The sequence below is a fragment of the Mucilaginibacter corticis genome, assembly GCF_007558865.1.
Classification (GTDB): domain Bacteria; phylum Bacteroidota; class Bacteroidia; order Sphingobacteriales; family Sphingobacteriaceae; genus Mucilaginibacter; species Mucilaginibacter corticis.
This window is the reverse complement of the sequence record NZ_VLPK01000001.1, coordinates 1,153,596-1,165,913: the sequence shown is the minus strand read 5'-3', so window position 1 is coordinate 1,165,913 and position 12,318 is coordinate 1,153,596. Positions and strand designations below refer to the sequence as shown.

8 protein-coding genes are annotated in these 12,318 nt (G+C 44.3%); 4 read left to right on the top strand and 4 right to left on the bottom strand.

Translation table 11 applies throughout. The annotated features are described in order from the left end of the window. Positions 1 to 132 precede the first annotated feature (132 nt). From thrA to thrC, 3 genes are all read left to right on the top strand, one after another. Positions 133 to 2,586: a bifunctional aspartate kinase/homoserine dehydrogenase I gene (gene thrA, locus FO440_RS05035; protein ID WP_144247122.1), complete on the top strand. Its 2,454-nt coding sequence runs from the start codon at positions 133 to 135 to the stop codon at positions 2,584 to 2,586. 44 nt (positions 2,587 to 2,630) lie between these two features. Next, a complete protein-coding gene (locus FO440_RS05030) occupies positions 2,631 to 3,632 on the top strand; it encodes a homoserine kinase (protein ID WP_144247121.1) in 1,002 nt (333 codons plus the stop codon). 187 nt (positions 3,633 to 3,819) lie between these two features. Next, positions 3,820 to 5,130 (top strand): threonine synthase, encoded by a 1,311-nt coding sequence (gene thrC, locus FO440_RS05025; protein ID WP_144247120.1) that lies wholly within the window; start codon positions 3,820 to 3,822, stop codon positions 5,128 to 5,130. 128 nt (positions 5,131 to 5,258) lie between these two features. On the opposite strand, the gene FO440_RS05020 is transcribed toward thrC, so the two are convergent. From FO440_RS05020 to pdhA, 4 genes are all read right to left on the bottom strand, one after another. Further along, complete coding sequence (locus FO440_RS05020; RefSeq protein WP_144247119.1) at positions 5,259 to 6,902, bottom strand: M28 family metallopeptidase; 1,644 nt, start codon at positions 6,900 to 6,902, stop codon at positions 5,259 to 5,261. Between the two features lie 93 nt (positions 6,903 to 6,995). Continuing rightward, entirely contained in the window at positions 6,996 to 8,180 is a 1,185-nt protein-coding gene (hflX, locus tag FO440_RS05015; RefSeq protein ID WP_144247118.1) for a GTPase HflX, read from the bottom strand. Between the two features lie 329 nt (positions 8,181 to 8,509). Then, on the bottom strand, positions 8,510 to 10,153 hold the full coding sequence (locus tag FO440_RS05010; protein WP_144247117.1) for a dihydrolipoamide acetyltransferase family protein: 1,644 nt from the start codon (positions 10,151 to 10,153) through the stop codon (positions 8,510 to 8,512). 142 nt (positions 10,154 to 10,295) lie between these two features. After that, positions 10,296 to 11,291, bottom strand: a complete 996-nt coding sequence (pdhA, locus tag FO440_RS05005) for a pyruvate dehydrogenase (acetyl-transferring) E1 component subunit alpha (protein WP_144247116.1) — start codon at positions 11,289 to 11,291, stop codon at positions 10,296 to 10,298. A 397-nt stretch (positions 11,292 to 11,688) separates the two neighbouring features. On the opposite strand from pdhA, the gene FO440_RS05000 reads away from it, so the two are divergent. Beyond that, complete coding sequence (locus FO440_RS05000; RefSeq protein WP_144247115.1) at positions 11,689 to 12,276, top strand: C40 family peptidase; 588 nt, start codon at positions 11,689 to 11,691, stop codon at positions 12,274 to 12,276. Positions 12,277 to 12,318: the final 42 nt, after the last annotated feature.

Sequence of the window (12,318 nt, the reverse complement as noted above, 5' to 3'; positions counted from 1 at the left end):
CACCACAACGATTACAACCACCGGCAAAAGCCGCGGAGGAAGATAGTCGTATGGTATAAAAACATAAAGAAAACCCACATGAACGCCTTCCTCCACAAAGAGGAAGGCGTTTTGTTTTAAATATACTTACTAATGAAGATTCTAAAATTTGGCGGGACATCCGTAGGTTCGGCTCAAAGTATTAAAACCCTGTTAAACATCTTAAAAGATGAAGTAAAACAATCCGCTGCTGATAAACCTGTAGTGGTGCTGTCGGCCATGAGCGGTGTAACTAACCTGCTGATAGCGATGGCCGAAGAGGCCGCAAAAGGCAATGATTTTGCCGCTCAACTGGCCGAATTGGAGAAACGCCACTTCGACACGGTAAAGACCCTGCTCGAGATCCGCGATCAAAACCCTGCCCTTACCCGCTTAAAGATCAACTTCAATCACCTGGAAGAATTGTTACAGGGTATTTTAACACTGCGTGAGCTTACTCAAAAAACCCGCGACCTGGTGATCAGTTACGGCGAACGCTGCTCAACCCTGATGATCAGTAAAATAGCGGCTCAATATTTTCCGTCAGTTTTTGTCGACGCATCTGAAGTTATAAAGACCGATAGCACATTTGGCCAGGCTAAGGTTAATACCGAACTGACCGAGCAATTGATCTGTGGTCTTTATCATGAAAATAAAGATCAGATCCTGTTTGTTACCGGTTTTATCGGCAGTAATGATTCAGGGCAAATAACTACTTTGGGTCGTGGCGGCAGCGATTATACCGCTGCCATATTCGGAGCGGCGCTTAACGCGTCAGAGATCCAGATCTGGACCGATGTTAACGGCATGATGACTGCCGACCCGCGCATGGTTAAAAAGGCCTTCTCCCTGTCAGAGCTTACTTACACAGAAGCCATGGAGCTATCTTACTTTGGCGCCAAGGTGATCTATCCGCCAACTATGATCCCGGCGTTTTTAAAGAAGATCCCTATCGTTATCAAGAATACTTTCGAGCCTGAATTTGTGGGGACGGTCATTCAGCATGATTGTAAACCGTCAAACCTAGCTATCAAAGGCATTTCGTCTATCAATAATATCAGCATATTAAATGTTGAAGGCAGCGGCATGGTGGGTAAATCGGGCTTTAGCGGTAGGCTGTTCTCTTTACTGGCCCGCGAGCAGATCAACGTGATACTGATTACACAATCATCGTCAGAACATAGCATAACCTTTGCCGTACAGCCCGGCGATACCGAACGTGCCCGCCAGGTAATAGAGCATGAGTTTGAATTGGAACTGTTGGCCAAAAAATTGGAGCATGTTGAAATAGAAAAAGATCTGGCCATCCTTGCCGTGGTGGGCGAGAACATGAAGGAAACTCCTGGCGTATCCGGCAAACTGTTCCATTCGTTAGGCCGTAACGGTGTTAACGTAAGGGCTATTGCACAAGGGTCGTCAGAATATAACATCTCGGTTATCATTTCGTCAACCGATCTGGCAAAAGCCTTGAACGCTGTACACGATGCCTTTTTTGTGCAGCTTACCAAAACCCTGCACGCATTTTGTTTGGGCACCGGCAATATCGGTAAAACTTTGTTCAGGCAATTAAACGGGCATGCCGCGTTTTTGCAGGAAAACAATGGCATCCAGGTTAAAATTGCGGGCATCAGCAATACCCGTAAAATGGCTTTCAATGCCGATGGTATTTCCTTAGACAACTGGGAAGAAACGCTCGACCAGGCGCCTGACCAGGCCGACCTGCCGGCATTCATCGCTAAAATGAAAAGCATGAACCTGCCTAACTGCGTATTTATTGATAATACCGCCAGCCCGGTGCCGACAGCTTTTTATGAGCAGGTTTTAAAGTCGACCATATCTATAGTTACCTGTAATAAGATCGGCAATTCGGGACCTTATCAGCAATACAAAACATTCAGGGACAGCGCCCGCCAGCACGGGGTTGATTTCTTTTACGAAACCAACGTGGGTGCAGGGCTGCCTATCATCCGTACATTAAAGGACCTGATGAACAGCGGCGACAGGGTGCAGAAAATTGAGGCTATCCTGTCGGGCACCATATCCTTCTTGTTCAATAATTTTAAAGGCGATGCCAATTTCCACGATACTGTAAAGCTGGCACAGGAAAAAGGCTATACCGAACCCGACCCGAGAGACGACTTACGCGGTACAGACTTTATGCGTAAAATGCTGATCCTTGCCCGCGATGCAGGTTATGCCTTAGAAACGTCAGACGTATCTATTGAAAGTATGTTGCCACAGGCATGTTTGGATGCAGCAAGCGTAGATGATTTTTATAAGAGCTTAATAGCTGAAGACGCGCACTTTGCCAACTTGAAAAACAAAGCCGAATCTGAAGGTAAAGTTTTAAGATACATTGGTAAGCTTGAAAATGGTAAGGCATCCATCACATTAGAAATGGTAGATGAAAGCCATCCTTTTTATATGTTATCGGGTAGCGACAATATCATATCATTCACTACCGATCGTTATAAAGAACGCCCACTGGTTATTAAAGGCCCCGGCGCAGGCGCCGAGGTTACCGCCGCGGGTGTATTTGCTGATTTAATAAATGTAGGGGCAAACTAAGCCCCCTCCGCCCTCTAAAGGGGGAACAATAGTTTGAAATTTATATGGAAAATAATATACAAGATTTAAAGCCCACCCAACATTTAGCACCCCCTTTAGGGGGCGGGGGGGGCGTTGGTTCGTCCGTTTCAGTGTTTGCCCCTGCAACCGTTGCCAACGTAGTATGCGGGTTTGACGTACTGGGTTTCGCAGTTAACGCGCCCGGCGATGAGGTAGTGATGCGGGTAACCAACAAACCTGGCATTACCATCAGTAAAATTACCGGCGATGATGGCCGCCTGCCAATGGACCCAGCTAAAAACACTGTAAGTGTAAGCGTTAAGCATTACTTGGAAAGCATAGGCCGTACCGACCTTGGTTTAGATATCGAGCTGCATAAAAAAATGCCGATTGGCAGCGGGTTAGGCTCCAGTTCGGCAAGTACGGTTGCGGGTTTGTTTGCCGCCAAGACTTTATTGGGCGATACCAGCGACCCGATACATCAATTACCTTTTGCCATGAAAGGCGAGGAGATGGCCTGCGGGCATGGCCATGCGGACAACGTAGCTCCGGCCCTGTTTGGCGGATTTGTACTGATCCGTAGTTATGAGCCGCTTGATGTAGTGCGACTGCCACATCCAAAAGACCTGTATTGCGCCATTGTTTTCCCGGATGTTGACGTGCCCACCCGCGAAGCCCGACAGATCATCCGCACAAAAATAAATATGAAGGATGCCGTTACCCAATGGGGCAATATTGCCGGCTTGGTAAGCGGTTTGTTTATGAACGATATTGACCTGATAGGCCGCAGTATGCAGGATGTACTGGTTGAGCCGGTCCGTTCTATGCTGATACCCGATTTTTACAAAATGCGCGATATGGCCATGGAGCTTGGCGCGGTAAGTTTCGGCATTTCAGGCTCAGGCCCTTCCGTATTCGCGTTTACGCGCGATGAAGCAACCGCACATGCCATCACTCAAAAACTGCAGCAGCATTTAACGGGTATTAAAATAGGGTCAAACGGTTATGTGTCACCGATCAATGATGCAGGGCCAAGGGTGGTATAATTAGTGAATGAGTGAGTTGTGAATGAGTGAATGAGAAGGAGGGGCCATCCTGAGGTCCTCGAAGTATGCGGGATGGCCTTTAAGCCCACCCTTCGAGTGCCTCAGGATGACAACCTAACGCTCAAAAAGAGTAACTACTATAATTAAATAAATTCGAAATCGAACATTCGAAATCCGAAATAAAGAAATGAAATTCTACAGTACCAACAATACATCATCAAGAGTAAGTTTTAAAGAGGCGGTATTTAACAGCATGCCGCAGGATAAAGGCTTGTACATGCCGGTAACGATCCCGCGCCTGGATGATAAGTTCATCAACAACCTGGATAGTTATACCCTGCCCGAAATAGCATCTCATGTCGCGCAGAATCTTTTAGGCGATGATATCCCGGCAGATGACCTGAAAGCGATAATTAAAGATGCCATTAACTTTTATGCGCCCATTGTTAAGCTGGAGGAAGATGTTTACGTACTCGAGCTTTTTCATGGCCCGTCTTTAGCTTTTAAAGATTTTGGTGCAAGGTTTATGAGCCGCATAATGAGCTACTTTTTAGAGGCCGGAGAAAAGCAACTGGATGTATTGGTAGCCACATCAGGCGATACGGGCGGCGCGGTAGCATTGGGATTCTTGGGTGTACCGAATACCCGTGTTACTATATTATACCCAAAAGGAAAGGTAAGCGATATACAGGAGTTGCAGTTAACCACCAACGGCCAAAACATCCGCGCGTTAGAGATCGATGGCACTTTTGATGATTGCCAGGCATTGGTTAAACAGGCTTTTACCGACCCGGAACTGAACGCTAAATACCGTTTAACGTCAGCTAATTCTATCAATATAGCCCGATTGATCCCGCAGACCTTTTATTACTTTAATGCCTATGCACAAGCGCTTAAACAGGGCAAAAGCCAGGTAGTGTTTTCTGTTCCGAGCGGTAATTTCGGTAACATCGGCGCGGGCCTACTGGCCTGGAAGATGGGTTTACCCGTAGGTCAATTCATTGCAGCCACTAATGCTAATGATACCGTACCACAGTTTTTAAAGCATGGCGTATATGAGCCTAAGCCATCGGTAGCTACCCTATCAAACGCCATGGATGTTGGTAACCCGAGTAATTGGGTACGCATTGCTGATCTGTTTAAAGACGATGCAGGCCAGCTAAATAAACTGATAACCGGCTACAGCTTTAATGACGACGAGACTTTAGCCGCTATTAACGCAGTTTACGACCATTACAAATATGTGGTTTGCCCGCATACCGCTATTGCCTGGCAGGCTTTAAAAGATTACCAGCAAGATATACACATTGACGATACAGTCGGCATCTTTTTATCGACTGCACACCCTTGTAAATTCCCTGACGTTTTTCCGCAGAAAATTGCCGACCATATTGAAGTACCCGCACAAGTGAAAGACCTGCAGGCAAAAGATAAACAATCGGTTGAATTAGGGATAGATTTTGAAGGATTTAAGGATTATTTATTGAAGAATGCCTGAAAGAGCCGATTGTCATGCTGAGGAACGAAGCATCTGCCGGGCGGCAATTGCATAGCAAGCTGTCTGTGAGGACACAGACAGCGGTACATAAAAAAGGTCACTCTCAAGAGTGACCTTTTTTAAAACTCCTACTTTCTCAACTTCTTAAACTCAGAATTGTCATTCCAGTGCGGGAAAGTGCCTTCAAATGCCAGGCGCTTACCTATTTTAAAGATCAATTGGATATCTTCTAAACCGCCATCCAGGTTCCAGGTCGAATCATACTGATCTGCCGGTTGATGATAGCGTACGGCAGTATATTGGTCATCCATTCTCTTTCCGTATTCCTTCCCTTTTTCAACGTTATCAATACCGCCACCGATAGTAATTGATGGCACGCCCACCTTCGCGAAACTAAAATGGTCCGACCGGAAATAATGCCCTGCTTCAGGGTGAGCCTCGGGCGCTAAATAGCGGCCATCCTTTTTAAGCTGATCTTTTAAATAATCTTCCAGCTGTGATTGCCCGCTGCCTGATATAGTTACATCCCGCGTTTTACCAACATTGTTTATACCGTCGATATTAATATTAGCTACCGTCTTATCTAATGGATATACCGGGTTCTCACCATAATATTCAGATCCCAACAAACCCTGCTCTTCCGCGGTTACCGAAAGAAAAACTACGGTCCTTTCGGGCGGAGTTTTCAGGCTTTTAAATGCGCGGGCAATTTCTAAAATTGCGGCTGTGCCACTGGCATTGTCGAGGGCGCCGTTATAAATAGTATCGCCTTTGGCATCGGGTTTACCTACGCCGAGGTGGTCCCAATGGGCGGTATAAATAATATATTCGTCCGGGCGCTTTGTGCCGGTAATTTTGGCAATTACGTTGTGCGATTTATTGAATACAACCTTAGCGGTTAATTTTTCAGATAATTTAACGCCGGTATCAAAACCTTTAAAACCGCGATTATTGGCAGTGTGTAGTACGCTGGTGTCTTTACCGGCCGCATGTAATATTTTAACAGCACTTTCATGCGTCATCCAGCCTTGTAAGGCCAATTGATAGGCATGGTTTGCACGCTTATCCAAATGCAGTTTAACACCACCGTTTGAGGTTTGCACCACCTGGAACGGATATGAAGCCGCGGCAGTATTATGAACAATGATACAACCTTTTGCACCCTGGCGGGCAGCCTCTTCAAACTTATAGGTCCAGCGGCCATAGTAGGTCATGGTTTTACCTTTAAACATCGTGGTGTCGCCGGTTTCAAAGCCGGGATCATTTACCATTACCATTACTACCTTTCCTTTTACATTAAGCCCGGCATAATCGTTCCAGTTATATTCGGGTGCTACAACGCCAAAACCGGCAAATACCAAGTCATCATTGTTTAAAGTTTGTACCGTGTCGGTGCGTTCTGTCCATAGTACAAAATCCTCTATATTTTTAAGCTCGAAGCTCCCCTTTGCAGCCTGTACTTTAAGCGGAGATACCGACTTAGGCGAGATCTCGACCATCGGCACATCCTGCAAATAGCTATCGCCATTGCCGGGTTGTAAGCCCATGTCTTTATATGTTTTTTGCAGATAGGCTATCGTTTTTACCTCGCCTTCGGTAAATGGGCGACGACCCTTATATTCATCAGATGAGAGAACCTTGATATGATTGACCAAGCTGTCTTTATTGAAAGCGGATAAGCCGTCTTTATCGTCAATAGTATTATTGTGATTGCATGAAACTACCATTACAGCCGTACCGGCCAATAGCAAGCCCTGAATAAATCTGATCATGTTAATTTTAATTTAAACGAATATAGCAATGTAAACGCTGCTTCACAACCTAACATTAGCCAATTACTCCCCCTTTAGGGGGTTGGGGGGGGGTTAATACAATAAATTGTCATACGGGTACCTGTCAACATGCAGTTCCATTACATATTTATAGATCAGGTTTCTAAATTCGTCGATATTCTCTTTTTTAGTGGCTGATATAAATATGGCAGGGCTATTGTTTTTCGCCATCCAGCTATGCTTAAAATCTTCAAGCGTAACAGGTTCAACTTCCTCATCCGGGTTCATTTGGATAGGCTTAAACGCGTCTATCTTATTAAATACCGTGATGGTTTGCTTGTCGCTTGCGCCGATATCTTTTAAAGTGTCATTAACCGCACGGATATGATCCTCAAAACTTGGATGCGATACGTCCACCACATGGATCAGCAAGTCTGCCTCACGTACTTCGTCCAGCGTAGATTTAAAACACTCCACCAGATCATGCGGTAGTTTACGGATAAACCCAACAGTGTCTGACAATAAGAAAGGCACATTTTCCAATACCACTTTGCGCACTGTAGTATCCAGCGTGGCAAACAGCTTATTCTCGGCAAATACATCTGATTTAGAGATCATGTTCATGATTGTTGATTTACCCACGTTGGTATAACCTACCAGCGCTGCCCTAACCATTTGTGTACGGTTTTTACGCTGCGTTTCGTTCTGGCGATCTATCAGCTTGAGTCTTTCTTTTAATAAGGAGATCTTATTCAGGATCAAACGACGGTCGGTTTCGATCTGGCTCTCACCAGGTCCACGCATACCGATACCACCTTTTTGGCGCTCTAAGTGCGTCCAAAGCCTGGTAAGGCGTGGCAACAGATATTGCAGCTGTGCCAGCTCAACCTGGGTTTTGGCCTGAGCTGTTTGCGCACGGTTGGCAAAAATATCCAGGATCAGGTTGTTACGGTCCAATATCTTAACCTGCAGTTCATTTTCGATATTGCGCAGTTGCGATGGCGTAAGCTCATCGTCAAACACAACAATATCAATTTCTTCTTCTTTTACATAAGCTTTAATATCCTCTAAGCGGCCTGAGCCAACGAACGTAGCACGGTCAGGTTTGGATAGTTTTTGGGTAAAGATCTTTTCGGTTTTCGCACCGGCGGTATCTACTAAAAATTGCAGTTCTTCTAAATATTCTTTTGCGCGTTCATCAGTTTCGTTAGCGGTAATAACGCCAACCAAAACAGCACGTTCCTGCTTCACAGCAGTATCATAAAATTTTTGTTTCATTAATGTTGATTTATCAATCAGAATGCCAAGTTACAAAAAGCAATAAGCTGTTGTAACAGGTCTGCCATTTAAATGCAGCAGCTTTAATTAACTCTATAATGCGGGGATGAATATAGCGGAATTGTTTTCGATTTGAAATAAGCTATAGTCTATCTGTCAGAATCACATAGTGTGTGGTATTGAAATATTTAGACTGCAAAGATAAGAATTTTGAACTATTGCCCAAAATAGCCTAACAGAAACAAAAAAAGCGATAAGTATAAACCCATCGCTCTTTAAATTCGATCCCGATAGCTATCGGGATGAAAATTCGATATCCGAAATCCAAATTATATCAACAGCCTTACCGGCTCTTCTAATAATGATTTAAGGGTTTGCAGGAAGGCTGCACCTGATGCGCCGTCAACCACGCGGTGATCACAGCTTAAGGTTACCTTCATGATATTGCCCGGCACAACCGCACCGTTTTTAACTACAGGCACAGCCTGGATACCGCTAACGGCCAGGATACATGCATCAGGCGGGTTAATGATAGCGGTAAATTCGTCAACACCAAACATACCTAAGTTTGATATGGTGAAGGTTGAACCTTCCCAATCTGCAGGCTGCAGTTTTTTGGCTTTTGCACGTTGTGCAAAATCTTTAACCTCTACAGAGATATGGCTTAATGATTTACCGTCAGCAAAGCGGATAACTGGTACCAGCAAGCCTTCGTCAACTGCAACAGCAACACCAATATGAATATGCTCGTTAGTGCGGATCTTATCGCCAAGCCATGATGAGTTAATGGTAGGGTGTTGTTTTAATGCGATAGCACAAGCCTTTAATACGAAATCATTAAATGAGATCTTAACCGGGGCAACCTCGTTGATCTTGTTACGGGCAGCAATAGCCTGGTCCATATCTATAGACATGGTAACATAGAAATGCGGCGCGGTAAACAAGCTTTCAGATAAACGCTTGGCAATAACCTTGCGCATCTGGGTAACCGGTTTCTCGGTAAATTTCTCTTCGCCTATAAAGGTTGGCAAAGTTACCGGGGCAGCCGCTTTAGACGGTGCTGATGCAGGAGCGCTTTCGGCAGCTGCAGCAGGTTTTGCTTCGCCCGGCTTAAAGTCTTCAATATCTTTTTTAACAATACGGCCACCTTCGGCGCTGCCTTTAACCGCATTGATATCTATTCCTTTTTCTTTGGCTATTTTACGTGCCAGCGGCGATGCCTTTACGCGGCCATCACTGTGGCTCACTTCTGCTTCCTCTTCGACAGGAGCGCTTGCGGCGGCAGGTGCAGATGTTGCTGCTTCAGCAGGTTTAGCTTCTGTCGCGGCAGGGGCGTCTTGCAATAAAGGGGTAATATCAGTTCCTTCTTTACCTACAATAGCAATAATTCCGTTAACAGGAGCGGCTTCGCCTTCTTTAGGGCCAATATATAATAGTGTACCGGCTTCGTAACCTACCACTTCCATGGTAGCTTTGTCGGTTTCTACGTCAGCTAACGAGTCGTCTGATTTTACTTTATCGCCAACTTTAAAGTTCCATTTGTTAATGATACCCTCGGTCATGGTATCGCTCAGTGCCGGCATACGGATCACTGTTGCAGGGATGTTTGATGTATCAACTTTGGCAGCAGGAGCAGGCGTTGCAGCAGGTGCTTTATCAGCAACAGGTGCCGCCGCTTTTTCTTCGGCTGCTGCAGGCGCAGCTGTAGCGCTTAAAGCAGTTTTATAATCTTCGCCTTCTTTACCTAAAACAGCAATTACTTCATCAACAGGTACAGATTTTCCTTCTTCCACGCCGATGTATAGCAATACACCATCCTGGTACGATTCAAAATCCATGGTGGCTTTGTCTGTCTCGATCTCGGCCAGCACATCGCCTGATTTTACTTTATCCCCAACTTTTTTATGCCATTTCGCTACTACACCATCAGTCATGGTATCGCTCATTTTTGGCATTTTAACTACTTCGGCCATTATATTAGTTATTGAATTATCTAATTATTGAGTTATTGATTAATTAAACTATTATTGAATAATGATGCTTTGGGATGTTTTCCTGGTTTCCGTGATTTAATTCAATAAATCAACAATTCATTAATTCAATAATTGGCTAAAATTAGTCCCTGATATACGGGTAATCTTTTTGTACATAAACATCAGTATATAATTCTGATGCTTCCGGCCATGGTGATTCCTCTGCAAATTGAACTGCTTCGTCAACCTCGGCTTTTATTTTAGCTTCGATCTCTTCAAACCATTTCTCATCAGCATACTTATTTTTTTCGATAGCTAATTTAATGGCTTCAATAGGGTCTTTGGCTTTATAGCTTTCCAGCTCTTCTTTTGTACGGTACTTCTGCGGATCGGACATCGAGTGGCCTTTGTAACGGTAAGTACGCATTTCAAGGAAGGTAGGGCCTTCGCCTTTACGTGCGCGTTGTACCGCCTCGTCCATCGCGTTGTGTACCGCTACCGGGTCCATACCGTCAACAGCTGATGAAGGGATACCATAAGGCAAGCCCAGTTTATAAATATCAGTTTGTATGGTAGTACGCTCAACCGAGGTACCCATAGCGTAGCCATTGTTCTCGCAAATAAATATTACCGGCAATTTCCATAACGCGGCCATGTTAAAGGTTTCGTTCAATGCACCCTGGCGTACAGCACCATCGCCCATGTAGGCAACGTTAACAAACTCGGTACCTTTAAATTTTTCTGCAAAGGCAATACCAGCACCCAAAGGGATCTGGCCGCCTACTATACCATGGCCACCGTAAAAGTGTTTCTCTTTGCTAAACATGTGCATGGAACCGCCTTTACCTTTTGAGCAACCAGTCGCCTTGCCATAAAGCTCGGCCATGATCGATTTTGAGGTTACGCCTTTGGCGATGGCATGGGCGTGATCACGATAAGCAGTGATCATACTATCTTCCTGCTTTAACACAGACATAGCGCCGGCCAATACGGCTTCCTGGCCAATGTATAAGTGGCAAAAGCCCCTTATTTTTTGCTGACCGTATAATTGTCCTGCTTTTTCCTCGAACTTGCGCATCAAAAGCATAGACTCGTACCACATTAAGTAGGTGTCTTTATTTATTTCGATTGAACTCATTTGTCAAACAATCTTTTTATGTAGAATGCGCAAATCTAATTATATCTTGCAAATTATCGAAACATGAACGGATTTGTTGCTAAAGTTTTATTTAGTGTTTAAAGATTAGTGATCAAAGGTTGATGATTGGTTAGAATAACTGATTAAATGCATTAGTTTTGGATAGTGGGCATTACACTTCGCGCCTGATTTTCAACGTTTAAACTTAAGCTGTTATACAAATCTTTAATCATTGCGCTACAATTTTGTTATCAACAGTGGAGAATTACTTTTGCAATAAAAAAATGACATTTATTTGTGTTTCCCAAAAAAATGGATAGTTTTGTGACCAGCCTTATCGAATATGTGTAACATAATGGACAGTTTGTCCGTTAAACGAGAACGAAACAAGGATTAGATGAAGAAAACAATACTGGCAATAGCCTTATTTTTCAGCGTTTTAGCCGTACAGGCACAAACAAAAACCGTTCCAAGTCAAGCTACTGACAAGGCACCGGACGAAGAAGAAAGCTTAGCAAAAGATTACCTCTCGCAAATTATGCACGTTGCTGTATCGGCAACATCAAACATGAAACTTTTTAGTTTTGTTTATGACTGGATAGGCACCCCTTATCGTTTCGGCGGTAATTCAAAAAAAGGTGTTGATTGCTCTGCATTTACAAAACAGCTATATGACCAGGTTTTTAACCTTGATATCAAACGTAACTCGCGCGATATTTTCAGCATGGTTAGCCCGGTTAGTAAAGACGACCTGAAAGAAGGTGATTTGGTTTTCTTTAAGATCCATAGCCGCAGCATATCGCACATTGGTATTTATTTAGGCGATGGCAGGTTTGCACATGCCTCTTTAAGAGGTGTTGCCATCAGCAACCTTGACGACGCTTATTATAGCAGGTATTTTTACAAAGGCGGCCGCGTATTGGAAGCCTTTAAGAAAGACCTGCCGACGACGGCCGACAATGGAGACACGCCACCGGCAGAATAAAGAATTTAAACAGATCCTTTCATTTTATGAGAGGATTTTTTT